Consider the following 23,807-nt stretch of genomic DNA (forward strand, 5'->3'; position numbering starts at 1 on the left):
ATGCGACGTTGGATCTTGGGAGTGGGGGTGCTGCTGGCCGCAGCCTGGGCGCAAGCCGCCGATCCGGTGGCGCTGGCGCGCGACGCGGTGAACCGCTGGATCGCCGGGGAGCTGACGCCCGCGGTGTCGGTCCAGGACCTGCAGGGCAAGACGCCCGAGGAGATTGCCGATCTGTTGCGGCGCACGGTGGCCTTCCCGCCGCCCCCGCCCGAGCTGGAGGTCAACCTCGAAGAGGCCCAGGTGGACGCCCTGCCCGCCGGGGGCGAGCGCGTGCGCTTCCCGGCGGTGAGCGGCTCCATCGGCGGCGAGGTGGTCGTCGTCGTCACCGACGGCCGGGTGGAGCGGATCGCCTGGCGCCCCAGCGGCGGCCTGCTGCCCGGATGGGTGAAGAGCCCCGTCACCCGCTGGATCTTCGCGGCGGTGAGCCTGCTGCTCCTCCTCAACGCGGTTCAGGGGGGCGTGAGCCGCTGGCTGCACGGCGCCTGGGCGCAGCTGCGGGGTTACCGGCGGCTCTACTGGGTGGTCAACCTGCTGCTCTACGGCCTCTTCGTCTTCGGCGCCCTGCTGGCCTACGCGATGCCGGACCTGGCGCGGGCGCTGCAGGAGGCCGTCGGCGGCGCCATCGAGACGATCGGGCTCGAGGAGGGGGTGAAGGGCGGGGTCAGCGGGCTGGCCTGGATGATCTTCTACTGGAACTTCACCCACGGCCTGCTGCTGACCAGCTTCTTCCCCGCGCTGCTCCTGGGGCTTCCGGCCTTGCTCGTCAACGCCGCCCGTTACTACGTCTTCGGCTTCGCACTCAGCCCCGCCGTCATCCCCTGGTCGGTCTACGTCTGGCACATCCCGACGCTGCTGATCGAGCTCCAGGGGTACATCCTGGTGACCTTCGGAGGGCTGGTGCTCTTCTGGGAGACCTTCCGTGGCGGCGGTTTCCGCGCCGGGTTGCGCTACCTGGGCCTCACCCTGCTGCTGGGCACCTTCTTCCTGCTCGCGGGGGCCTGGTACGAGGCCTTCGAGCTGCTGTACCTGCTGAGGTAGACCGTGAACGTCGCCGTCCTTGGAGCCGGGGGTTGGGGCACGGCGCTGGCCGTGCTGCTGGCGCGGAGCGGGCACCGGGTCGCGCTCTGGTCGCGGCGGTGCGAGCTCGCCGAGGCGCTGCTGGCCACCCGTGAGAACGCGGCGTACCTGCCGGGGGTTCGTCTCCCCGAGGGGGTGCGGCCCGTCTGCACGGCCGAGCGCGCCGTCGAGGGGGCGGCCTTCGTGCTGGTGGCGGTTCCCACCAAGGGGGTGCGCACGGTGCTGGCCGGGATGCCCCCGGTGGAGGCCTACGTTTCCGCGGTGAAGGGGGTGCGCTTCGCCGAGGGCCGGCTGCTGCGCATCTCCCAGATCATGCGCCGGGCCGCGCCCGCGGCGCGGGTGGCCGTGCTTTCGGGGCCCAACCTGGCCCTCGAGGTGGCCCGTGGGCTGCCGGCGGCGGCGGTGGTGGCCAGCGAGGACGCGGAGCTCGCCGCGCGGGTGCAGCGGGCACTGGGCGGCCCCACCTTCCGCGTCTACACCTCTCCCGACGTCGCCGGGGTGGAGCTGGGCGGCGCGCTCAAGAACGTGATGGCGCTCGCGGCGGGGATGGCCGACGGGCTCGAGCTGGGCGACAACGCCAAGGCGGCGCTGCTCACCCGGGGTCTGCGCGAGATGGTGCGCTTCGGCACCGCGCACGGCGGCGCGGTGGAGACCTTCTACGGCCTATCGGGCCTCGGCGACCTGATGGCCACGGCCATGAGCCCGCTCTCGCGCAACCGCAGCGCTGGCGAGCGCATCGCCCGCGGGGCGACCCTGGCCGATCTGGAAACGGGCCGGCAGGTCGTCGAGGGGGTGCACACCACCGCGGCGCTGCACGAGTGGGCCGCGCGCAGCGGCGAGGAGCTTCCCATCACCGAGGCGGTGTGGCGGGTCGTGTACCGCGGGGACGACCCGCGGCGGGTGCTCGAGGAGTTGATGCGCCGCGAGCCCAAGCCCGAATGAAGCCGTGCGGCCGCGCATCGCGCGGCCGCACGGACGGGAGCCGGCTCAGGCGGCTTTGTAAAACCTGCGGGTCGACTGCAGCAGCCAGACGAACAGCAGGGCGATGACGCCCAGGGCGATGTAGACGGTGAAGCCCTCGGGGTAACCGCGGGCGGGGCCGAGCTCCTTGACGAAGAAGCCCATGATCGGGGGAACGACGAAGCCCCCGAAGGCGCCCAGCCCCCCGACCCAGCCGGAGGCGCCCCCCACCGCGTCGGGCACGTAGAACGGCACCATCTTGAAGACCGCGGCGTTGCCGATGCCCATCCCCAGGCCGATGATCGTCTCGCCCAGGAAGGCCAGCGGGAAGCTCTGGGCCACCACCATGACCAGCGCCCCCAGGAGCACCGAGCCGAAGGCCAGCATGGCCGTCTTCTCGCCGCCGATGCGGTCCGAGAGCGAGCCGCCCCAGACGCGGATGAGCGAGGCCAGAATGGAGAAGTAGGCGGTCAGGTAGGCGGCGGTGCGCACGGGTTCCTGGTGGAACTCGCGCCAGTAGGTGGGGAGCCAGGCGGTCAGGGCCAAAAAGCCGCCGAACGAGGTGAAGTAGAGGGCCACGAGCACCCAGGTACGCCAGTTGCGGGCGCTGATGACCAGCGTCTCCAGCACCGAGCCGGCGGGGAAGATCTCCTGACCCAGCTCGCGCGCGATCGTGATCGCCTCCTCGCGGGGGACGCCGTGTTTGACGAGCTGGAAGAAGGGGGCCCCGAAGCCGATGACGATGAAGATCAGGGTGCCCAGCACCAGCAGCCCCGTCCAGGCGACGTAGGCGCCGAGCAGGCCCCAGCCCGCCAGCGCAGCCGGCAGCAGGAAGGTGAAGATCCCCGGTGCCAGGTTGCCCACGCCCGCGTAGGTGCCGAGCGCCCATCCCTGGCGGTGCTGCGGGAACCAGTAGGCGACCATGCTGATCCCTACGGAGAAGGTGGCGATGCCGCAGCCGGCCAGAAAGCCCAGCAACAAAAGCAGGGGGTAGAGGCCCTCGTTGAGCCGGTCCGGATAGTAGGCCACGATCAGGGCGATGAGACCCAGCAGGCCGACGATGGCCATGGTGAGCAGGGTCAGCATGGGCTTGCGCCCGCCGTCGGTGTCGACCCAGGCGGAGAAGGGGATGCGCAGCAGCGACCCCGAGAGCATCGGCATGGCGACGAGCAGCCCGACCTGGACGGGGTCGAGCCCCATCGCGTCCTTGAAGTTCTTCGCGGTGACGTTGAACAGAGCCACGGCCGCGAACCCGACGAAGAAGCCGATGGTGGCGGCGATGAGGGCCTCGGCGGGGTTGGACTTGATGCGGTGTTTCTTGAACGCTTCTGTGCTCACGGAATGCCTCCTCCTTCTCGACTAGGGGTTGGGCTGGGTGAAACGGCGGCGCACCCAGATCACGATCTGCCAGGGGCGGGCGACGTACCCCAAGGGTACGGTGATGATGTGCACGAGCCGGGAAAACGGGAAGAGGGCCAGCAGCACCCAGAAGTTGAAGACGTGCCACTGGAAGGCGAAGGGCAGGTCGGCGACGAGCTCGGGGCGGGGGCGCAGCGTCAGGATGCTCGTCAGGTAGGGCGCCATGGTTCCCGCGAACCAGCTGCTGCCGAACCGGTAGGCCAAGGCGGTGTAGAGCCCGGTGAGTACGGAGATGAGCACCGCGAAGAGGACGAGGTAGTCCATGGCCGTCGCGGTGGCGCGCACCCTGGCGTTGACCAGCCGCCGCCACAGCAGGACGACGAGTCCCGCCAGGGTCCACAGCGCCAGCGCGAAGCCGCTGACCTCGAGCAGGTACAGGCGGAAGAGCGAGGCGTTCCAGGCGTAGATGGCCTCGGGGAAGATCCAGGCGATCAGGTGCACGGTGAGGATGAGGGTGATGCCCCAGTGGAAGGGCAGCGACCCCCAGAAGAGAAGCCGGCGTTCCAGCAGCTGGCTGGAGAGCGCCGAAACCGAGAACGGGCGGTAGGCGTAGCGGTAGAGGGTGACCACCACCGCCACGACCAGCGCCAGGTACGGGAAGATCTCGAAGAGTAAACGGTTCCAGTTCACGTTTTCCTCCTCTCGGGTGCGGGCACCTGCTGCAGGAGCGCGTCCAGCAGGTGCAGGTAGGGGTTGGTCGCTTCCAGCGCGTGCAGGTCTTTGCGGATGCGGGCGAGGGCGGGCTCGAGAACCTCCAGGAGCTCGGGCAGCGGCTCGTCCGTGCGGGCCAGGTAGCGCAGCACCGGCACCAGATGGTCGGGCAGCTCGCCCGCGGTGTCCAGGTCCAGCCGGTCCATCGCCTGCTTGAGCCGCGCCAGGAACTCACCGCGCCGGTAGCTCTCGCCCCAGACGACGTAGCCGATGTAGGGGACCAGCCTGGGGTTCATGTCCAGCGTCGCGGTGTACACCTCCTCCCAGCGGGCGAGCTCGAGCCGTTTCACCTCGGCCACGAAGCGGGCGAAGGCCTTTCGGGCGGGGCCGGCGGGGGCGCGCTCGAGCTCCGCTTCGAGCGCCTCCAGCAGGCCTTCCCGGGGGTAGGTGAAGGCGAGCGCCAGGGCTTCGAACATCGGTCTACTCCCCCCTCACCGGAGGCTGGATGTAGCCGAAGCCCTCCTGCCCCTTGCGCTCGAGCGGATCGTTCCAGGCCTCGATCGAGGCTTCCCGGTGGTAGGGCGGGATGACGAAGCGCTCGTCCAGGGTCGGCTGCGTGGTCAGCCGGTAGATGGCCTCGGCCGTCTCCGGGGTCAGCCCCACCTCATCCAGCGCCGCGCGGGTCGCGTCGTTGAGTCCGCCGTCCACGGACTCGGCGCGCTTGAAGATGCGCACGGCCAGGAGCCGCTTCAGCACCCCTTCGATGATCCCCTCGTTCCCCGCGGAGAAGAGGTTGGCCAGGTAGCGCACCGGCAGGCGCGCCTTGGTGAGGTCGGCGAAGAGCTCGAACTCGGGGCCGCTGGTGTCCAGCGCCAGGTTGAGGGCGCGGTCCTCCACGACGCTCATCACCGGCGAGAGCGGCGGGATGTAGAACATCATGGCCATCGTCCGGAACTCGGGGTGCAGCGGCAGCGCCAGGCGCCACTCCTTGACGAACTTGTAGACCGGCGAGTCCTGGGCTGCCTTGATCCAGTCGTCGGTGACGCCGTTCTTCTTGGCCGCGGCGATCACCTCGGGGTCGAAGGGGTCGAGGATGGCCTCGAGCTGGGTCTCGACCAGGTCGTGGTCGTCGACCATCGCGGCCTCGGGGATGCGGTCGGCGTCGTAGAGCAGCACCCCCATGTAGCGGATGCGGCCGACGCAGGAGTGGGCGCAGGCCGGCGCCTGACCGGTCTCCAGCCGGGGGAAGCAGAGGATGCACTTCTCGCTCTTGCCCGTCGACCAGTTGTAGTAGACCTTCTTGTACGGGCAGGCGGCGACGCACATCCGCCAGGCCTTGCACTTGTTCTCGTTGACCAGCACCACCCCGTCCTCGCCGCGCTTGTAGATCGCCCCCGAGGGGCAGGCGGCGACGCAGGCGGGGTTCAGGCAGTGGTTGCAGATGCGCGGCAGGTAGTTAAAGACCACGCCCTCGATCTCCTCGAGCTGGGCGCGCACCTGCTCGGAAAGCCCCTCCAGGCTGGGGTCGTTGCGGGCGTAGACGTCCGAGCCGGAGAGGTCGTCGTCCCAGTTGGGGCCGGTTTCGATCTCCATCGGCTCGCCCGTGATCATCGAGACGGGCCGCGCCGTCGGCTGGTCGTCGCCCTCGGGGGCGGTGAAGAGGTCGCCGTAGCGGAAGGTGAAGGGCTCGTAGTAGTCCTTGAGGTCCGGCAGGGCGGGGTTGAAGAAGAGCCGGGTCAGGCCCTGGGTCTTATTGTGCAGCCGCAGCGAGAGCCCGCCGCGCCCGTCGTAACGCCAACCCCCCTGGTAGAACTGCTGGTCTTCCCAACCCGTGGGGTAGCCGGTGCCCGGACGGGTCTCCACGTTGTTCCACCACATGTACTCGGTGCCTTCGCGGTCGGTCCAGAGGTTCTTGCAGGCCACCGAACAGGTGTGGCAGCCGATGCACTTGTCCAGGTGGAAGAGCATGCTCATGTGGGTGCGTACGTTCATCCTGCGCCTCCTAGTACTCCGGGCGATCCACGCGACGGACGAAGACCCAGGTGTCGCGGTTCACGCCGGTCGGTCCCCAGTAGTTGAAGAAGTAAGTGAACTGGGCGTACCCTCCGTTCATCAGGACCGGTTTCAGGCGGGCCCGGGTGATTGAGTTGTTCATCCCCGCGCGCTTCTTTCGCAAGGGGGACTTGGGGATGCCCACGGTGCGCTCGGTGGCGTGGTAGACGAAGACCGTACCCCGGGGGATGCGCGCCGAGGTGATGGCGCGCTGCACGAAGACGCCGTTGTCGTTGTAGAGCTCGACCCAGTCGTTGTCGCGGATCCCCAGTTCGGCCGCGTCCTTGTCGTTCAGCCAGATGGGGTAGCCGCCGCGGGACAGCGTCATCATCCGGTGGTTTTCCGAGTAGGTCGAGTGGATCGACCACTTGCCGTGGGGGGTGATGTAGTTCATCAGCCGCCCCTTGGCCTCCTTCTCGGTCACCTCGGTCTCCAGCAGCATGGTCACGTCGGGGCGGGGCTTGTAGGTGGGCAGGTGCTCGCCCCAGGCGAGGTAGCCCTCGTGGTCGAGGTAGAAGTGCATGCGCCCGGTGAGGGTGCGCCAGGGGACGAGCCGCTCGACGTTGAGGGTGAAGGGACTGTAGGCGCGGCCGTCGTTGAGGATCGCCGACCAGGTCGGGGTGGTGAGCTGGCGCCGCGGCTGGGCCACGATGGCGTCGAAGGTGATGCGTACGCTGCGGTTCTTCTCGCCCAGGTCGGCCAGCTTGAGGCCGGTCTTCTTTTCTTCCTCCAGGAACGCGCGGTAGGCTACCTCGCCGTTCGTCACCGGGTCGAGCCGCAGGATGGCCTCGGCTACCTGACGGCCGTCCTCCAGCGCGGGGAAGACCCCGCCCAGGACCTCGCTCTTCCGCGGCTGGTGCTCTTTGAGGGCCCGGTACTCCTCGGCCACCGGGATCTTGAGGCCGTGGGCGGCGACGCCGTTCTTCTCGAGCGCGGGCCCCAGCGAGGCCATGCGCTCGTAGATCTCGGTGTAGCGCCGCTCAACCACCCGGAACTTGGGCATCGTCTTCCCCGGGACGGCCTCGACCTCGCCCTTCCACCAGTCGCGGACCTCGGTCTGCGCCAGCTCGTCCGGGGTGTCGTGCTGCAGCGGCAGCATGACCACGTCCTTGACCGGCTCGGGCAGGTGGGTCCGGGCCAGCTCGGCCACCTTCTTGGCAAAAAGACTGTAGATCTCCCAGTCCGGCTTCGACTCCCAGACGGGCGGCACCGCCGGCTGCATCGGGTTCACGAAGGTGTGCATGTCGGTGGTGTTGAGGTCGTGCTTCTCGTACCAGCTCGCCGCCGGAAGGACCAGGTCGGAGTAGAGGGCGCTGGTGTCCATGCGGAAGTTGAGATCGACCACGAGGTCGAACTTGCCCTCCGGTGCGGGTTCGCGGAACGCGACCTCGTGCACCTCGTCCTTGGCCCACTCCTGCGCGACCGCGTTCGAGTGGGTGCCCAGGTAGTGGCGCAGCATGAACTCGTGCCCCTTCATGCTGGTGCCGATGGCGTTGCCGCGCCAGATGAACCAGACCCGCGGCCAGTTCTCGGGGGCGTCGGGGTCCTCGACGGCGAACTTGAGCTCGCCCTTCTTGAGCTTCTCCACCACGTAGCCGACGATCTCGGCCTCGCTCCGGGCCCCGGCCGCCTCGGCCTCGCGCGCCAGCTCGAGCGAGTTGCGGTTGAACTGGGGGAAGAAGGGCAGCCAGCCGCGCTTGACCGCGCGGATCTGGTGGTCGATCGTGTGGTGCTCGTTGGCGCCGGGCGTCTTGTCGTAGTCCTTGGAGCCGCGTTCGTAGCGCCACTGATCGGTGTGGACGTAGTGGAAGCTCGGGGTGTTCTGGTGCCGCGGGGGCATTCCCCAGTCGAGCGCGAAGGCGATCGAGCCCCAGGAGGCCTGGTTGGCCACCTTCTCCTGCCCCACGTAGTGGGCGAGCCCGCCGCCGTTCTTGCCCACGGCGCCGGTCAGCATCAGGCCCACGATGCCGGCCCGGTACATCAGGTTGTTGTGGTACCAGTGGTTGACGCCGGCCCCGATGATGATCAGGTTCTTACCCCCGGTCTTGAGGCCGTTCTCGGCCCAGGCGCGCGCGAAGCGCAGCACCGTGTCGCGGTGGATCCCGGTGTAGGCCTCCTGCCAGGCGGGGGTGTAGGGCTGGGGGTCGTCGTAGCCTTCGGGGTACTCCCCGGGCAGGCCCCGGCCGACCCCGAACTGGGCCATGAGCAGGTCGAAGACGGTGGCCACCGTCACCCGCCCGCGGCGGGTCTGGACGTGGCGGACGGGCACGCCCCGCTGGAGCGTGCGCTCGCCGGCGAAGTCGTCGAAGGCGAGCTGCTGCACCTCGTCGTGGCGTTCCAAGAAGGAGAGCTCGGGCTCGATCGGCGCCCCGGTCTTGCCGTCCTTCATCTCCAGGTTCCACTTGCCCTTTTCCTTCTCGGCCCAGCGGTAGCCGATGCTGCCCTGGGGCATGCTCGGTCCGCGCTCGCGGTCCCAGACGAGCAGCTTCCACTCGTTGTGTTCGACGTCGGCGTAGCCTTCGAGCTCGGCGGCGCGGAGGTAACGGTACGGCCGGCCGTCGCGCACCTCGACGAGGAAGGGGGCGTCGCTGTAGGTCTTGAGGTAGTGGTTGAACTCGGGGGTCTCGCGGTCGGCGTAGTACTCCTTGAGCAGGACGTGGTCCACCGCCATCCAAAAGGCGCCGTCCTGGCCCGGGTTGGTGGGAACCCACCAGTCGGCGTACTTGGCGACCTGGGAGAAGTCGGGGCTGAAGACGGTGAGCTTCGCGCCGGCGTGCCGCACCTCGGAGATGAAGTGGGTGTCGGGGGTGCGGGTCATGTTGAGGTTCGAGCCCATCACCGCGATGAAGCGGCTGTTGTACCAGTCGGCGGACTCGTTGACGTCGGTCTGTTCGCCGAAGATCTCCGGCGACGCGGGCGGCAGGTCGCAGTACCAGTCGTAGAAGCTGAGGATGGTGCCGCCCAGGTGCGACAGGAAGCGGCTGCCCGCGGCGTAGCTGACCTGGCTCATCGCCGGGATCGGAGAAAAGCCCACCACCCGGTCGGGGCCGTACTTCTTGATCGTGTGCACCGTGCTGGCGGCGACGATCTCCAAAGCCTCCTCCCAGGTGATCCGGCGGAAGCCCCCTTTGCCGCGGGCTTGCTGGTAGCGGCGGCGCTTCTCGGGGTCGGACTGGATCGCCGCCCAGGCCTCCACCGGATCCGCGTGCTGCTTCTTCGCCTCGCGCCAGAGGTCGACGAGCGCGCCCCGGGCGAAGGGGTACTTCACCCGGATGGGGCTGTAGAGGTACCAGGAGTAGCTGATGCCCCGCTGGCAGCCGCGCGGCTCGTAAGGAGGCAGCCCCTCCTCGAGCAGAGGGTAGTCGGTGGCCTGCAGCTCCCAGGTGACGATCCCGTCCTTGACGTAGACCTCCCAGCTGCAGCTGCCGGTGCAGTTCACCCCGTGGGTGGTGCGCACCCGCTTGTCGTGCTGGTGGCGGTTGCGGTAGAACTCCTCCCACTTGCGTTCCGCTGGGGACTCGAGCTCTTTGATCCAGTCCTTCATGCTTTCCTCCTCAAGAGACGATCGCGGTAGCTCTCCCGCTGCCGGGGCCAGAAGGGGAACAGGACGAGGAACAGCAGCAGCGTGCCCAGCGCCCCCAGGCCTGCGAACCGCCAACCGCGCGCGGCGGGCGCGGGCGCGCCGCTGCCGGAGGCGAGGAAGGCGGCCACGTCGCGCGCCTCCTCCGGGGTGAGGGGGCGGTCGCCATAGAGCGAACGCATCACCTTAAAGCCCGGGCGCTCGAGCAGCTGGGCGAGGCCCGCTCCGAACCGCGCGCCCGCGTCGCTGAGGTCGGGGCCCAGGGTGCCCCCGCCGAGGGCGCCGGTGCCGGGGGCGTCGTGGCAGGCGACGCAGGGCGTGGCGCCGCGTGCGAAGCGGCGCTTCCCCAGGAAGTAGGCACGGCCCGCCTCAGGGTCGCCGGCCGCCGCGGCCGCCGTAGTTCCGGGCCCGGGCGCCGGGGCTGCTCCCACCGCCGCCAGACGGCCGGCCACGTACCCGGCCAGCGCCTCCACGTCGGCGTCCGAGAGCTGTGCGAAGGGGGGCATGCTGCCGCTATAGGTCCGGTCGCCCACGGTGAGCGGTCCGCTCAGCCCGTTGCGGACGACGCGCGCCACGTAGGCGGCGTCCGCGGCCCGCGGGTTGCCCGCCAGCGGCGGGAAGACCCCGGCCACGCCCTCGCCTCCGGGGCCGTGGCAGGATGCGCAGTTTTGCGCGTACAGTTCGGCTCCACCCGCCCAGGCTGCGCCGGCGAGCCACAGCAACGACGCCAAGACCAGCGTTTTTCGCATCGTGCACCTCCTCAGCCCACGCTAAGGAGGCGGCCTTCCCCCGGGTTTCCGCGTAGGGGACAAATGTCCCGGTAGCGGTATAGTTGAAGCATGCCGCTCCGACGCATTCGCCTCGACCAAAACGGGCGAATCGTCCAGGCCAGCGAGCGCGCCCTCGCGCTCTTGGAGCTGGAGCCCGAGGCGGCGCTGGGCCGCTACTGCTGGGAGGTGGTCCGGGGCACGGACGACTTCGGCCGCCCCGTCTGCGCCCGCTGCCCGGTGCTCGCCCGTCTGCGCGGCGGCGCCTACGAGGCCGAGGTGCGGCTGCGGGTGCGCGGGCAGCGGCTGCGCTGCCAGGCGATCGTTCAGGACTCCGGTGTCCAGGTCGTGCTCGACGAACGCCGGCGACCGAAGCTGGGCGAGGTGCTCTTCTCGCTTTCCTGGGCCACCCAGCGCATGGTCGACGAGCCGATGCGTTTCTTCCAGACCGCGGAGCTGTTCCTGGGAAAGCTGCGCCGGGCCGCGGGCATGGACGCCGCGGAGCTCTTTCTCGCCGATCCCGAGCACAAGTACCTCATCCTCACCGCCCTCGACGCGGAAAACCGTTCCGCCTTCCTCGAGCGCCCCTGGTTCGCCCTGGGGGAGGGGTACCCCGGCATCGTGGCCGTGGACCGCTCCCCCCTGGTCACGCACCGCCTGGACGAGGACGAGCGGTACCTGCGTCTCAAGGTGAAGGAGGCGGGCTACCGCACCTACCTGGTCTTTCCGCTGGAGCTGCCGCAGGGGGTCATCGGGGTGCTGAACCTGGCCAGCAAGGATGCGAACGCCGACGAGAGCGCGGCGCTCGAGCTGCTCGAGGCGGTGGCCCCGGTCGTGGCCGCGGGCGTTTACAGCGTGCTCACCAGCATGGGCGAGCGCCAGCTGCTGGCGCTGTTGCGCCAGAGCCGGCTGAGCGACCGGGCCGGCGATGCGGTCATCGAGTCGTTGCTGCGGTCCGCGATGGCGTTCTCCGGGGCCAAGGCGGCCCAGTACAAGGATCGGTCGGGCCACCGCGTCGCCGTTCCCGCGCAGCTGGTGGTGAACTGCGACCGCGAGGACTGCCCGGTCTGGATCGGCGAACCCTACGCGGTGCGGGCGGGGGGCCGCCCCTGCCCCTGGGTGGAGGAGGGCCGGCCGCGCTACTGCCTCCCCGTGGTCGTCCAGGGCGAGGTGGTGGCCGTGGAGTCCATCTTCTTCTCGCGCGTGCCCAGGCCGCAGACGCGGGCGATGGCCCCGTTGCTGTGGCTGCAGCGCATGGCCTGGCAGTTGCTCGCCCCGCGCGCGGCGACGGCGGAGGACCCGCCCCCCGCGCCCCGTCTCGAGGTCCGGGCGCTGGGGGCGCTGTCCGTAAGGATCCAGGGCGAAGCGCTGCCGCCGCAGCGGTTCCAAACGCTGCCCTGGCGACTGTTCAAGCTCTTTCTCGCCCACCCCGAACGGGTGCAGACCCCCGAGGAGATCGCCGAGGCGCTTTGGCCCGACCTCGACCCCGCCTACGCCGCCCGCCGGGTGGCGCGGGTGGTGCACGAACTGCGGAAGCAGATCGAGCCCGACGCGGGCTCGCCGCAGATGCTGCGTTCGGTGGAGGGGGGCTACCTCTTCCGCTTCACCGAGGGGTACGCCTACGACGTGGAGCGCTTCGAGGCGCTGATCCGGGAGGCCGACGACCAGGACGACGAGGGCCGGGCGCTGGCCGGCTACCTGGCCGCGCTCGACCTGTTCCGCGGCGAGTTCCTGGCCGACGAGCCCTATGCGGACTGGGTCGAGGCGGAACGCGCCTACCTGCGCGCGCTGGCCGTTCGCGCGGGGGAGCGGGCGGGCGAACTGCTGGAGGCGATGGGTCAGGAGAAGGCTTCGCTCTCGCTCTACCGCCGGTTGATCGCGATCGACCCCAGCGACCCCTACCTCTACGACCGCCTGGCGGCGGTGCTGCGTTCGATGGGGTTCGAGGCGCGCGCCCGCGAGATCGAGCTGCGCAAGCAGACCTTGCTCGCGGGGGAGTGAGGCGGCTCAGCGCTCGTCGAACTCGTTGGGAGGATAGTCGCTTTGAATGTGGTCCACCTTGAGCGTGGCCCCCACCCACTCGCGGATCAGCTCGTCGTAGAGATCGGGGCTGATCTCGGGCTTCAGCGCCTCGATGGTGGCGCGCGCCTGCTCGAGGATTTCTTCGGCCTCGTCGAAGTCGCGGTCCTTGACCGCCTTTTCCTCGGCGTGGACCAGCATGGTGCGGAAGAGCGTCAGGTTGTCGAGGACGGAAAGCGATTCGTGTTCGCTCACGGCTAGCCTCCGTAGACCTTCTCGAGGAAGCCCAGGAGCGCGGTGTTGAACGCCTCCGGGCTTTCCAGGTTGGCCATGTGGCCGGCGCCGGGGAGGATCAGCAGCTCGGCGTCGGGGATGGCCGCGGCCATGGCGCGGGCGTCGGCGGGCGGGGTGAGGGTGTCGTCCTCGCCCACGAGGACGAGCGTCGGCACCTCGATCTCGCCAAGCAGCGGCCGCGAGTCGGGGCGGGCGGCCAGCGCTTCGAGCGCCCGCGCCACCCCCTCGGGGTCGGCCTCGCGCACCCAGCGTTCGACCCATTCGACGACCGCGCGCTTTTCTTCGGTTTCCGCAGCGAGCGTCCCCGGGCCCAGCACCGAGGGGACGAAGCTTTCGACCAGCACCCCGGTGCCCTCGGAGCGCACCCGCGCAGCCAGCTCCGCGCGCTTCGCCTTGCCGGCGGCGTCGTCGGGCTGGGCACGGGTGTCGGCGAGCACCAGCCCCGCGACGCGTTCGGGGAAGAGGTCCCAGACGCGGAAGGCCAGGTAACCCCCCATGGAAAGGCCGACGAAGACCGCCTCCTCGAAGCCCAGGTCGTCGAGCGCTTCGCCCAGTTCCTCGGCCCAGGCCTCGAGGCTCGCCGCGCCCGGCTCGCGGCCGCCGAAGCCGGGCAGGGCCGGCGCGTAGACCGTGTAGCGGCCTTCCAGCTCGGCCACCTGGGGGGCCCACATCTCGGGCGAAAAGGGGAAGGCGTGCAGCAGCACCACCGGTTTAGCGGCGATCAACCATTCCATGGTTCCCCTTTCAGGCCGCGCGACTCCAAGAGCGCGACCAGGGCCGCGTCCTTGACGCCGACCCAGTTCTCTCCGTCCTTCTGAAAGGCGACGATCTTGTCCTCGCCCGCGGCTTCCTTCCACAGCTGCATCAGGTGGGCGTCGCCCGCGAGCAGCGGGGTGACCTGTTTGGCGCGGTAGGCCTTCATGACGGCTGCGCTTCCTCGATGGCCTGCTCCAGGGCGTTCCAGGCCAGCGTGGCGCACTTGACGCGCGCGTGCAGCTTGGCCACGCCCTGCAGGGCGCTGAGGTCGCCGAGTTCGGGGGCCGGGGGCTTGCCCTCGACCACCATGGCCTTGAACTTACGCTCCAGCTCCAGCGCCTCGTCCAGCGTCTTGCCGCGGATCAGGTCGGTCATCATGCTGGCCGAGCTCTGGCTGATGGCGCAGCCGTGGCCGGTGAAGCGGGCCTCGGCGATGCGCCCGTCCTCGACCTTGAGGTAGAGCTCGATCCGGTCGCCGCAGCTGGGGTTGTGGCCGCCGACCTTGACGGTGGCGTCCTCCAGCGGACCGAAGTTGTGCGGCCGCTGGGCGTGCTGCATGATCGTCTCGCGGTAGAGTTCTTCGAGCAGGCTCATGCCAACTCCATTCTAGTGGGTGTCGCGGAGGTGCGCGCCCCCCGGCCGATGCGGCCGGGGGGCCCTCCTTACAGCCAGTCCTTGAAGAACGCCCGCGCTTCGAAGAGCGCCTCCACCAGGCGGTCCACGTCGTCACGGGTGTTGTAGACGTAGAAGCTGGCGCGGGCGGTGGCGGCCACCCCCAGCCGCCGGTGCAGCGGCTGGGCGCAGTGGTGTCCGGTGCGCACGGCCACGCCGCGGTCGTCGAGGGCGGTGGCGAGGTCGTGGGGGTGGAGCGAGCCCAGGTTGAAGGCGATCACCCCGCCCCGGTCGGGGCCCTCGGGCCCATAGAGGTGCAGGTCGGGCACCTCCTTCAGCCGCTCGAGCGCGTACTTGAGCAGCGCGCGGTCGTGGGCCCAGACCTGTTCCATGCCCAGATCCATCAGGTAGCCGGCGGCCGCCCCCAGCCCCACGGCCTCGGCGATCGCGGGGGTGCCGGCTTCGAAGCGCTGCGGCGGCGGGGCGTAGGTGGAGCGCTCGATCGTGACCTCTTCGATCATGCTGCCCCCGCCCAGGAAGGGCGGGAGCGCCTTCAGCGCTTCGCTGTCGCCCCAAAGCACCCCCGCGCCCGTGGGCCCCAGCATCTTGTGGCCCGAGAGGGCGTAGAAGTCGGCGTTCAGCTCCCGCACCCGCACGGGCAGGTGGGGGGCGGCCTGGGCGCCGTCCACCACCACCAGCGCGCCGCGCTCACGCGCCGCCGCGGCCAGTTCGGCCACCGGGTTGATCGTGCCCAGCACGTTCGACATCTGGGTCACGGCGAAGACGCGGGTGCGCTCCGAAAGCAGGGTTTCGAAGGCGTCCAGGTCGAGCCGCCCCTCGTCCGTCAGGGGCACGGCCTTCAGGCGCGCCCCGGTGCGCGCGGCCACCAGCTGCCAGGGCACCAGGTTGGCGTGGTGCTCCATCTCGGTGACCAGGATCTCGTCGCCCTCCCGCAGGCGCTCGAGCCCCCAGGCGTAGGCCACCAGATTGAGGGCTTCGGTGGCGTTGCGCACGAAAACGATTTCGTCGAGGTCGGCGTCCAGGAATCCGGCCAGCTGCGCCCGGGCGTGCTCGTAGGCGTCGGTGGCGCGCTGGGAGAGCGCGTAGGCGCCGCGGTGGACGTTGGCGTGGTCGTGTTTGTAGTAGTGCGCGATCGCGTCGATGACCGCGCGTGGTTTCTGGCTGCTGGCGGCGGAGTCGAGAAAGACCAGGCCGGGGTTGTGGCCGAAGATGGGGAAGTCCCGCTTGACCTCCAGGGGGTCGAACATGCGCGTCACCTCGCTAGACAGTCTAAGCCCGCACCGGAGGGTGCGGGCCGTGGGCTTCAGGCGTCGCGGAGCCGCCCTTCGATGATGCCGGCGATGTGGTGGCGCAGCTTCTCGAGCGGCACCCGCCCCAGCACCTCTTCCAGGAAGGCGGCGACGAGCAGCTGCTGCGCCTGGACGCGGGGGAGGCCGCGGGTGGCCAGGTAAAAGAGCTGTTCCTCGTCCACCGGCGCGGTGGAGGAGCCGTGGCTGCAGCGCACGTCGTTGGCGGCGATCTCCAGCTGCGGCACGCTCTCGGCCCGGGCCTCGCGGCTGAGCAGCAGGTTGCGGTTGGTCTGGTAGGCGTCGGTCTTCTGCGCCGTGGGCTCGAGCTGGATCAGCCCCTGGTAAACGACCCGCCCGTTCGCCGTCGCCGCGCCCTTGTAGTAGACGTCGGAACGCGCCTGGGCGCTCACGTGGTGCTGGGTGGTGTAGTGGTCGAGGTGCTGGCCGGCGCCGGCGAAGTAGACCCCCAGCATCTCGGAGTCGGCGCCGGGCCCCACCAGCTCGCTGGCCACCTCGGTGCGGGCCAGCGTGCCCCCGAGGTTGACGGCCAGGTCGAGCAGCACCGCGTCCTTCTCGAGCAGCGCCCGCTGGCGGTGGAAGTGGCGCACCCCCGCGCCCCAGGTCTGCACCCCCGCGTGGCGCAGGCGCGCGCCGGGTCTGAGGAGCAGCTCGCCGGTGGCCACGTGGGTGCGCGCGTGCGCCTCCGAGAGGTATTCCTCGATGAAGGTCGCCTCGGCGTTGTCGTCGAGCACGATCAGCGTACGGCTGAGGCTCAGCTTTCCGGGGTGGGAGGCGTAGTGGAAGACGCCGATCGGGGCCTCGAGCGTCACCCCGGCGGGCACGTAGACGAAGGCGCCGTAGCCCCACAGCGCCGCGTTCAGCGCCGCCAGCTTGTCCTCGGGTCCCTGCAGGCTGGTCTCGGTGACCGCCTGGTAGAGCGCGCCTTCCACGTGCTCGCCGTGGCGCTCCAGCGCGCCGGCCAGGTCGCTGAGGACCACGCCCTTGGCGCTCAGCTCGGCGGGCAGGTGGGCGTAGACGAGGCGGCCGTCCTCGAAGACCAGCGCGGCCTCGGCGTCGCTTTCGGCCAGCCGCTCGCGCACCGCGCGCGGCAGCGCGTCACGCTCCCGCAGCTCGGCGGGGCGCACCTCCTCGAGTTCGAGGTCGAACCAGGCGGGGTCCAGGTCGGTGTAGCGCCAGGCCTCGTTCTTGCGGGTGGGCCAGTCCAGCCGTTCGAAGATCCGCCAGGCGCGTTCGCGCGCGCCGCGCAGCCAGTCCGGCTCGCCCCGGCGCTCGGCGCGGCGGTGCAGGTTTTCCAGCGAAAGGGTGGTCACGGTCTCGTTCATCTAGCCCACCGACCCTTCCATCTCGAGCTCGATCAGACGGTTGAGCTCGACGGCGAACTCGAGCGGCAGCTCCTTGGCGACCGGCTCGATGAAGCCGCGCACGATCAGCGCCGCCGCCTCGTCTTCGGGGATGCCGCGGGTGGTCAGGTAGAAGATCTGGTCGTCGGCCAGCCGGCTCACCGTGGCCTCGTGCCCCACGCTGGCGGTCTCGCTGGCGATCTCCATGTAGGGGTAGGTGTCGGTCTTCGAGGCCTCGTTGATGAGCAGCGCGTCGCACTCGACGTTCACCTTGGCGCGCTCGGCCTTCTGGGGCACCTTGATGAGGCCGCGGTAGCTGCTGCGCCCTTCGCCCTTGGAGATCGACTTGGAGACGATCGACCCCGAGGTGTCGGGCGCGGCGAAGATCAGCTTGCCGCCGGTGTCGAGGTGCTGGCCGTCACCGGCGAAGGCGATGGAGAGAATCTCGCTGCGGGCGCCGCGGCCCTTCAGGACCGAGGAAGGGTACTTCATCGTCACCTTGGAGCCCAGGTTGCCGTCGAGCCACATGTGGTAGGCGTTCTCGTGCACCAACGCCCGCTGGGTGACCAGGTTGTACATGTTCACCGGCCAGTTCTGGATCGTGGTGTAGCGGCTCTCGGCCCCTTCCAGGACCACGATCTCGATCACGCCGGTGTGCAGCGCCTCGGTGGTGTAGATGGGCGCGGTGCAGCCCTCGATGTAGTGGGCCTTGGCGCCCTTGTCGATGATGATCAGGGTGCGCTCGAACTGGCCGAAGCCCTCGGTGTTGACGCGGAAGTAGGCCTGCAGCGGCACCTCCACGTCCACCCCCGGGGGCACGTAGACGAAGGAGCCGCCGGAGAAGAGCGCCGAGTTGAGGGCGGCGAACTTGTTGTCGCTGGGGGGCACGACCTTGGCGAAGTAGCGGCGGAACAGCTCTTCGTGTTCCTTGACGCCGTCCTCGATCGACTTGAAGATCACGCCCTTCTTCTCGAGCTCCTCCTTGATGGAGTGGTAGACCATCTCGGAGTCGTACTGGGCGCCCACGCCGGCGAGGACCTTCTGCTCGGCCTCGGGAATGCCCAGCTTCTCGTAGGTGCGGCGGATCTCGTCGGGGACCTCGTCCCAGCTGCGGCGCTCGCCCTCTACCGGCGGCTTGACGTAGTAGTAGAAGTCGTCCATCTGCCGGCGCAGCTCGCTCAGGTCGGGGCCCCAGGTGGGCCAGGGCTTGGCGAAGTAGGTCTCCAGCGCCTTCAGGCGGAACTCGAGCAGCCACTCGGGCTCGCCCTTGGCCCGGGAGATCGCCCGCACGACGTCCTCGGAGAGCCCCTTGAGCTTCAGCTCGGGCTCGACGTCGTCGGCGAACCCCCATTTGTAGTCCTCGGCGATGTGCTTCAGATCGGCTTCGCTCATGCGGCCTCCTAGGCGCCCACTTCTTCCTTCAGCCAGTCGTAGCCGCGCTCCTCCAGCTCGAGCGCCAGCTCGCGGTCGCCGGTCTTGACGATGCGGCCGTCCATCATCACGTGCACCACGTCGGGGACGATGTAGTTGAGCAGGCGCTGGTAGTGGGTGATCACCAGCGCGCCGAACTCGGGGCCGCGCATGGCGTTCACCCCCTTGGCCACCACCTTGAGGGCGTCGATGTCGAGGCCCGAGTCGGTCTCGTCGAGGATGGCGTAGCTGGGCTCGAGCACCATCAGCTGCAGGATCTCGTTGCGCTTCTTCTCGCCGCCCGAGAAGCCCTCGTTGAGGTAGCGGGTCACGTAGGCCTCGTCCCACTCGAGCACCTCGATGGCGCGCTGCAGCTTGCCGTAGAACTCGGTGAGCGGCACCTCCTTGCCGTGGCGGGCCTGCAGCGCCAGCCGCAGGAAGTTGGCGATCGTCACCCCCGGCACCTCGACGGGGTACTGGAAGGCGAGGAAGAGCCCCTTGCGGGCGCGCTCGTCGGGTTCGAGCTCGGCGACGTCCTCGCCGTCGAGCAGGATTTGCCCCTTGACCACTTGGTAGCCGGGATCGCCGGCGATGACCTTCCCCAGGGTGCTCTTACCGGCTCCGTTCGGCCCCATGAGGGCATGCACCTCGCCGCGGGGGAGGGTGAGGTTGACCCCTTTGAGGATGGGGGTGTCTTCGACGTTGACCCAGAGGTCACGGATTTCGAGTGTCTTCGTCATGCTTCCTCCATGCTGCGGCCGCTACAATCCCGACCGATACACTCAGGATTATAGCGGCCGTGCCCTCCGAGCACAAGGCCCGGCTAGCGCTCCTCGACCAGCACGTACCCCTTGGCCTCCATGCAGTCGGTGACGTAGCCGCGTATAAAGGTGTCCCGGTAGTCCTCGTAGGCGTCATGCACCGCGTCGTCGGCCGCCTCCTCCACGCGTCGCTCCAGCTCGTAGGGGGTGCCGAAGGGCACGTCGACGTAGACGCGGAAGGCGGCGAGCGGCGGAACGGTCTCGGCGAAGCGCGCCTGGGCCTGGTAGCGGCAGACCTCCAGGTCGCGGTCGCGCTCGCTGCTGGTGGCGCCCGGCTTGTACCAGACCCGCGGCGCGCAGGAAACCAGCAGCGTCAGCAGGGCCAGGAAGAGCAGACCGGTTCGTTTCATGCGGACCTCCTCTTCAGGTTACCCGACCCGCTCGAGCGCCTGCTCGAGGTCGCGTTTCAGGGCCTCCGCCGGCTCCAGCCCGGCGAAGAGCCGCACCAGCCCCGGCGGGAAGCCGTAGGCCGCCCGCACCCGTGGCTGGGCCGCCAGCGGCAGCACCAACGACTCGTGCCCGCCCCAGCTCACGCCGATGGCGAAGCGCTCGAGCGCGTCGGCGAAAGCGCGCGCCTCCGTCTCGCCCGCCAGCTCCACCGCGAAGAGCCCGCCCGTCCCCTCGAGGTAGCGCCGCGCCAGCTCGCGCTGCGGATGGCCCTCGAGGCCGGGGTGCAGGACCCGCCGCACCTTGGGGTGGGCCTCCAGGTAGCGGGCCAGCTCCAGCGCCGTCGCCCGGTGGCGCTCGAGCCGCAGCTCCAGCGTCCGCAGGCCGCGCACGAGCAGCCAGGCCTCCCAGGGGGCCAGCTTGCCGCCCAGGAAGACGGTTCCCAGCGAGCGCACCTCGTTCAGCAGCTTTCCGGGACCCGCCACCGCCCCCGCCACCACGTCCGAGTGCCCCGAGAAGTACTTGGAGGCGGAGTGCACCACCAGATCCACCCCGAAACGCGCCGGGCGCAGGTAGACCCCGGCGCCGTAGGTGTTGTCGGCGACCGTGAGCACGCCCGCGGCGCGCGCCGCGGTGGTGAGCGGGCTCAGGTCCTGCAGCTCGAAGGTGTACGAGGTGGGCGACTCCAGCAGCAGCATCCGCGCCCCGGGCAGCGCGGCCACGAGGGCTCCGGTGTCGCTTCCGGGAACGAAGTCCACCTCGACCCCGAACTTGGGCAGCAGCTTGGTGAGCATCCCGTAGGTGCCGGCGTAGACGGGGGTGGCGACCACCACCCGGTCGCCGGCCTTCAGGAAGGTGAAGAGCACCGCAGCCATCGCCGCGTTGCCGCTGGCGAAGGCGAGGGCGTCCTCGGTGCCCTCCAGCGCGGCCACCTTCTCCTCGAAGACGCGCACCGTGGGGTTGCCGATGCGGGTGTAGACGGGCCGGTCGCCGCCCTTCATGGCCGCTTCGAACGCGGCCGTCGTCGCGAAGGCGAAGAGTGAGTTCTGGAACACCGGCGGGACGACCTCACCGAAAGACGTGAGCGGGGGTTCGTGCAGCAGGTCGCTAGGGTCCATGCCTCAGGATACCGCCGCGTTCAACCCTGCGCCGCGGCCACGCGGTTCTTGCCCGCGTGCTTCGCGCGGTAGAGCGCCCGGTCGGCGCGGGCGAGGAGCTCGCTGGTGCTGTTCAGCCACCCGGTCTCCACGACCCCGAAGCTGGCCGTGGCCGGCGGACCGTCGTCGCTGGGGGCCTCCAGGGCGCGGCGCAGGCGCTCGGCGAGCTGCAGGGCTTCTTCGAGCCCGACGCCGGGCAGGAGCACCGCGAACTCCTCGCCGCCCAGCCGCCCCAGACGGTCTTCCTCGCGCAGGTTGTGGAGGGTGCGCTGCACGCTGCGCATCAGCACCCGGTCCCCCGTGGGGTGACCGTAGGTGTCGTTGATCTGCTTGAAGTTGTCGAGGTCGAAGAGGATCAGCGACCCCGTCCGCCCGCTCTGCAGCAGCGCCTCGGCTTCTTCGAGGAAGCGGCGCCGCGAGAGGCAGCCGGTGAGCGCGTCGGTGTCGACGAGCTTCTGCATCTGGCGCGCCTGGGCGCGGTCGGCCTCGGCGCGGAGGCCGAAGGCGACGAGCACCCGCGAGACCCAGAGGTAGCCGAGGTTGGAGAGCAGGATCTGCAGGGTGTCGTTGATCTGCTCCCCGCGCAGCGGGCCGTGGGCGCGCCCCAGTTGCAGCGCGACCAGGCCGCCGAGCAGGAGCACGACGTAGTAGCGCCAGGCGAAGGCGTAGGCCTGCTTGGGCGGGAAGAGCACGTAGGCCAGCAGGTAGACGAGGCCGCCCCACAAGAGCGGCGGCCAGACGCCTGCGCCGTGGCCGATGCCGTGCAGGTTGAGCCAGGTCATGACCAGGAAGAACAAAGCCGTGATCGCAAGCGCGAAGCGCTCGACCCAGCGGGTGGGCGCGCCCACGGCGACCGCGAAGGCCACGACGACGAGCAGCGCGGCGTAGACGAGCAGCAGCTCGTTCTCGCGGGTGGGGTGGGTGAGGACGACGTAGCCGATGACGAGCGAAAACGTTCCGGCCAGGGCGAGGCCGAAGTACACCCCGCGCTTGAGTCGGTCGATCGGGTCGCGTTCGGGCATCGGTTCTCCCAACGCTAGCACAGCCGCGCCCGCGAAAATGGGCGCGGGCCCACCGAGGCGCGCGCAGGGCCGGTTTGGCGAGCGGCGCGTGTCTTCCTATGGCGGCCGCGGACCGCGCCCGGGCGTGAGCGGGGGGCTGCATGTGGCTCGATGATGGGGGTGGCGCCGACGCTTTGGGGCCCCGTTTTCGGTGGCCGCGGTGCTCGTGGCCGACCTGGGCGTCGAGCCCCCGCGCTTGGATGCGCGCGGGCGCCTGCTCGACGACGTGCCCCTGGGCTTCAACCCGGCGATGGCCCACCTGGGCAACCGGCGCTGCTTTGAGCCGCTCCCCCCGCGGCGGGCGGACGGTGGCGTTCTGGGGCGCGGGGGTGCTGGTGCCGTGGCAGCGGCCCGGGCTGGCGCTGCGGTGCAACCACCTCGCGCTCGCCATCCAGCGGTTCTTCACCGTGCGGATCTACGCGGGGGCGCAGGTGAACTTCTCGCCCGGCATGCTCTACCACGTCCTCTACGAACCTCCCGAAGTCTCCGGCTCCATGGACGTGAGCCCCTTCCTGATCCTCGCGCCCAGCTTCTACCTGGGGTTCCTCTTCGATTAAGCGGTATCCTGCGTACATGCTCCTGGCCATCGACGTCGGCAACACCGCGACCATTCTGGGCTTGTGGGACGGGAAGCGGCTGCTCGAGCGCTGGAGGATAGCCACCGATCCGATGCGTATGGAAAGCGAGTACGTCGCGCTGCTGCGCCAGCTCTTCGACCTCTCCGACCTGGACGCCCCCGACGCCGCCATCGTTTCCAGCGTGGTGCCCCCGGTCGAGCACGAGATCGAACTCGCCCTGGCGCGGCTCTTCGCGCTCCGTCCGCTGCTCGTCGACGCCGGCAGCGCCGGCCTGACCGTCGACCTCGCAAACCCCGCCGAGGTGGGCGCGGACCGCCTGGTCAATGCCGTGGCCGCGCTGGACTACGAAGACCCCCGGGGCCGCTACGTCGTCGTCGACTTCGGGACGGCCACCACCTTCGACCTGGTCGAGGCGCCGAACGTCTACCGCGGCGGGGCCATCGCCCCCGGTCCCCGCACCGCCGCCGAGGCGCTGTCGCTGCGCACCGCCAAGCTGCCCAGGGTCGACCTCGCGCATCCGCCCGCGCGGGCCGTGGGGCGCTCGACTGCCGACGCCCTGCGGTCGGGGTTGATCCTCGGCTACGCCTCCCTCGTCGACGGCATGGTGCGGCGGTTCCTCGCCGAGGCGGGGGAGGCCCGGGTGATCGCCACCGGCGGGTTCGCCCGCACCGTCGAACGCGTCTGCGAGACCCTGGACGTGGTGGACGACGACCTCACCCTAAAGGGTCTCCGCATCATCTGGGAAAAACGCGCGTAGCACCGCGGCGCCGCCGAGCAGGATCCACATCGCCAGGTAGAAGCCGAAGAGGGCCAGCAGGAAGCCGGCCAGCGGGCCGTAGATCGACTCGTAACGGGTGCGGGAGATCAGCCCCGGCAGCAGCCGCGAGAGCCCGGTCCAAGCGCTCGAGGCCAGGAAGGCGGCGCCCAGGGCGTGGAGCGAGTCCGGCGGCGGGTAGGGAAGGAAGCGGTAGATCACGAAGAAGGCCAGCAGCGTGGCCAGCCACGGCAGCGAACCCATGACGAAGCCGCGCCAGGGGCCGTCGGGAAGGTAGGGGAGCACCATCGTCACCGCCAGGCTGGCGAGGCTGAAGAGCAGCAGCGCGAGCCCCAGCAAGAGCGGCGCCACCAGCCCCAGCAGCCGACCGCGCCAGCCGGGACCGCGCCCCCCGAAGATCAGCGAGAGCGCGTAGGAGAGGGCGGCGAAGAAGTTGCTCGCGGTCCAGCCGAGGACGAGCACCGAGGTCAGGGTGGCGCTGGCCGCGCCCTTGCGCAGGGCCTGGGTGACGGTCTCGCCCACCGAGGCGGAGGTGGGGAAGAGGTTCTGGGCCAGGTGCTCGATCTGCAGCATGAAGGCCTGCTCCAGGTCGGGCCGGCTTTCCAGCATCAGGCCGAAGACGCCGACGATGAGCAGCAGCAGCGGCAGCAGGCTGAACAGCGCGTAGTAGGCCAGCGAGGCCGCGAAGAAGGGGACGTGCGCCTGCCCGTAGACGCGCACCAGGCGCGCGGCGAAGCGGCGCAGTCCCGCGGTGCGCACC

Annotated in this window: 23 protein-coding genes; 5 read left to right on the forward strand and 18 right to left on the reverse strand. The window is 70.0% G+C overall.

Annotated elements, in window-relative coordinates; translation table 11 throughout:
- Both HNQ05_RS01030 and HNQ05_RS01035 read left to right on the forward strand, forming a co-directional pair.
- Positions 1-1,038, forward strand: a complete 1,038-nt coding sequence (locus tag HNQ05_RS01030; protein WP_147145194.1) for a stage II sporulation protein M — start codon at positions 1-3, stop codon at positions 1,036-1,038.
- 3 nt (positions 1,039-1,041) lie between these two features.
- On the forward strand, positions 1,042-2,019 hold the full coding sequence (locus tag HNQ05_RS01035) for an NAD(P)H-dependent glycerol-3-phosphate dehydrogenase (protein ID WP_147145196.1): 978 nt from the start codon (positions 1,042-1,044) through the stop codon (positions 2,017-2,019).
- A 45-nt stretch (positions 2,020-2,064) separates the two neighbouring features.
- Here HNQ05_RS01035 and HNQ05_RS01040 read toward each other — a convergent pair whose 3' ends face one another.
- Genes HNQ05_RS01040 through HNQ05_RS01065 form a run of 6 tightly spaced genes read right to left on the reverse strand, consistent with a single transcriptional unit; the run spans position 2,065 to position 10,488 of the window.
- Positions 2,065-3,375: an MFS transporter gene (locus tag HNQ05_RS01040; RefSeq protein ID WP_147145198.1), complete on the reverse strand. Its 1,311-nt coding sequence runs from the start codon at positions 3,373-3,375 to the stop codon at positions 2,065-2,067.
- Between the two features lie 21 nt (positions 3,376-3,396).
- Positions 3,397-4,086, reverse strand: coding sequence for a respiratory nitrate reductase subunit gamma (gene narI, locus HNQ05_RS01045; protein WP_147145200.1), 690 nt, complete (start codon positions 4,084-4,086; stop codon positions 3,397-3,399).
- Entirely contained in the window at positions 4,083-4,583 is a 501-nt protein-coding gene (locus HNQ05_RS01050; protein ID WP_147145202.1) for a nitrate reductase molybdenum cofactor assembly chaperone, read from the reverse strand. Before HNQ05_RS01050 ends, narI begins: the two co-directional genes overlap by 4 nt.
- A gap of 4 nt (positions 4,584-4,587) precedes the next feature.
- Complete coding sequence (gene narH, locus HNQ05_RS01055; protein WP_147145204.1) at positions 4,588-6,099, reverse strand: nitrate reductase subunit beta; 1,512 nt, start codon at positions 6,097-6,099, stop codon at positions 4,588-4,590.
- A gap of 10 nt (positions 6,100-6,109) precedes the next feature.
- Positions 6,110-9,703 (reverse strand): nitrate reductase subunit alpha, encoded by a 3,594-nt coding sequence (locus HNQ05_RS01060; protein ID WP_147145206.1) that lies wholly within the window; start codon positions 9,701-9,703, stop codon positions 6,110-6,112.
- Complete coding sequence (locus HNQ05_RS01065) at positions 9,700-10,488, reverse strand: c-type cytochrome (RefSeq protein WP_147145208.1); 789 nt, start codon at positions 10,486-10,488, stop codon at positions 9,700-9,702. The genes HNQ05_RS01060 and HNQ05_RS01065 overlap by 4 nt, the downstream gene beginning before the upstream one ends.
- A 90-nt stretch (positions 10,489-10,578) precedes the next feature.
- Here HNQ05_RS01065 and HNQ05_RS01070 point away from each other — a divergent pair, with 90 nt between their 5' ends.
- Positions 10,579-12,507 (forward strand): GAF domain-containing protein, encoded by a 1,929-nt coding sequence (locus HNQ05_RS01070; protein ID WP_147145210.1) that lies wholly within the window; start codon positions 10,579-10,581, stop codon positions 12,505-12,507.
- 6 nt (positions 12,508-12,513) lie between these two features.
- On the opposite strand, the gene HNQ05_RS01075 is transcribed toward HNQ05_RS01070, so the two are convergent.
- From HNQ05_RS01075 to HNQ05_RS01125, 11 genes are all read right to left on the reverse strand, one after another.
- On the reverse strand, positions 12,514-12,780 hold the full coding sequence (locus tag HNQ05_RS01075) for a hypothetical protein (RefSeq protein WP_147145212.1): 267 nt from the start codon (positions 12,778-12,780) through the stop codon (positions 12,514-12,516).
- A gap of 2 nt (positions 12,781-12,782) precedes the next feature.
- The gene (locus HNQ05_RS01080) at positions 12,783-13,553 is read right to left on the reverse strand and encodes an alpha/beta fold hydrolase (RefSeq protein ID WP_147145214.1); all 771 of its coding nucleotides are present in this window, start codon (positions 13,551-13,553) and stop codon (positions 12,783-12,785) included.
- On the reverse strand, positions 13,541-13,741 hold the full coding sequence (locus HNQ05_RS01085; protein ID WP_147145216.1) for a hypothetical protein: 201 nt from the start codon (positions 13,739-13,741) through the stop codon (positions 13,541-13,543). The genes HNQ05_RS01080 and HNQ05_RS01085 overlap by 13 nt, the downstream gene beginning before the upstream one ends.
- Positions 13,738-14,169 carry a Fe-S cluster assembly sulfur transfer protein SufU gene (gene sufU / locus HNQ05_RS01090; protein WP_147145218.1) on the reverse strand — a complete coding sequence of 144 codons (432 nt, stop codon included), beginning with the start codon at positions 14,167-14,169 and terminating at the stop codon, positions 13,738-13,740. The genes HNQ05_RS01085 and sufU overlap by 4 nt, the downstream gene beginning before the upstream one ends.
- A 68-nt stretch (positions 14,170-14,237) precedes the next feature.
- A complete protein-coding gene (locus HNQ05_RS01095) occupies positions 14,238-15,455 on the reverse strand; it encodes a cysteine desulfurase (protein ID WP_147145424.1) in 1,218 nt (405 codons plus the stop codon).
- A 56-nt stretch (positions 15,456-15,511) separates the two neighbouring features.
- The gene (gene sufD / locus HNQ05_RS01100; protein WP_147145220.1) at positions 15,512-16,840 is read right to left on the reverse strand and encodes a Fe-S cluster assembly protein SufD; all 1,329 of its coding nucleotides are present in this window, start codon (positions 16,838-16,840) and stop codon (positions 15,512-15,514) included.
- On the reverse strand, positions 16,841-18,250 hold the full coding sequence (sufB, locus tag HNQ05_RS01105; RefSeq protein ID WP_147145223.1) for a Fe-S cluster assembly protein SufB: 1,410 nt from the start codon (positions 18,248-18,250) through the stop codon (positions 16,841-16,843).
- Positions 18,251-18,258: 8 nt separating this feature from the next.
- Positions 18,259-19,008, reverse strand: coding sequence for a Fe-S cluster assembly ATPase SufC (gene sufC / locus HNQ05_RS01110; RefSeq protein WP_147145225.1), 750 nt, complete (start codon positions 19,006-19,008; stop codon positions 18,259-18,261).
- An 83-nt stretch (positions 19,009-19,091) separates the two neighbouring features.
- Positions 19,092-19,439 (reverse strand): hypothetical protein, encoded by a 348-nt coding sequence (locus tag HNQ05_RS01115; protein ID WP_147145226.1) that lies wholly within the window; start codon positions 19,437-19,439, stop codon positions 19,092-19,094.
- Between the two features lie 18 nt (positions 19,440-19,457).
- On the reverse strand, positions 19,458-20,594 hold the full coding sequence (locus HNQ05_RS01120; RefSeq protein WP_147145228.1) for a trans-sulfuration enzyme family protein: 1,137 nt from the start codon (positions 20,592-20,594) through the stop codon (positions 19,458-19,460).
- Positions 20,595-20,614: 20 nt separating this feature from the next.
- Complete coding sequence (locus HNQ05_RS01125) at positions 20,615-21,655, reverse strand: GGDEF domain-containing protein (RefSeq protein ID WP_147145230.1); 1,041 nt, start codon at positions 21,653-21,655, stop codon at positions 20,615-20,617.
- A gap of 347 nt (positions 21,656-22,002) precedes the next feature.
- On the opposite strand from HNQ05_RS01125, the gene HNQ05_RS01130 reads away from it, so the two are divergent.
- Both HNQ05_RS01130 and HNQ05_RS01135 read left to right on the forward strand, forming a co-directional pair.
- On the forward strand, positions 22,003-22,251 hold the full coding sequence (locus tag HNQ05_RS01130; RefSeq protein ID WP_183677513.1) for a hypothetical protein: 249 nt from the start codon (positions 22,003-22,005) through the stop codon (positions 22,249-22,251).
- A 16-nt stretch (positions 22,252-22,267) separates the two neighbouring features.
- Positions 22,268-23,029, forward strand: coding sequence for a type III pantothenate kinase (locus tag HNQ05_RS01135; protein WP_147145234.1), 762 nt, complete (start codon positions 22,268-22,270; stop codon positions 23,027-23,029).
- On the opposite strand, the gene HNQ05_RS01140 is transcribed toward HNQ05_RS01135, so the two are convergent.
- The gene (locus HNQ05_RS01140; RefSeq protein ID WP_246104067.1) at positions 22,991-23,806 is read right to left on the reverse strand and encodes a YihY/virulence factor BrkB family protein; all 816 of its coding nucleotides are present in this window, start codon (positions 23,804-23,806) and stop codon (positions 22,991-22,993) included. The genes HNQ05_RS01135 and HNQ05_RS01140 overlap by 39 nt on opposite strands.
- Between the last annotated feature and the right edge of the window lies 1 nt (position 23,807).

The organism is Oceanithermus desulfurans (genome assembly GCF_014201675.1).
Lineage (GTDB): Bacteria > Deinococcota > Deinococci > Deinococcales > Marinithermaceae > Oceanithermus > Oceanithermus desulfurans.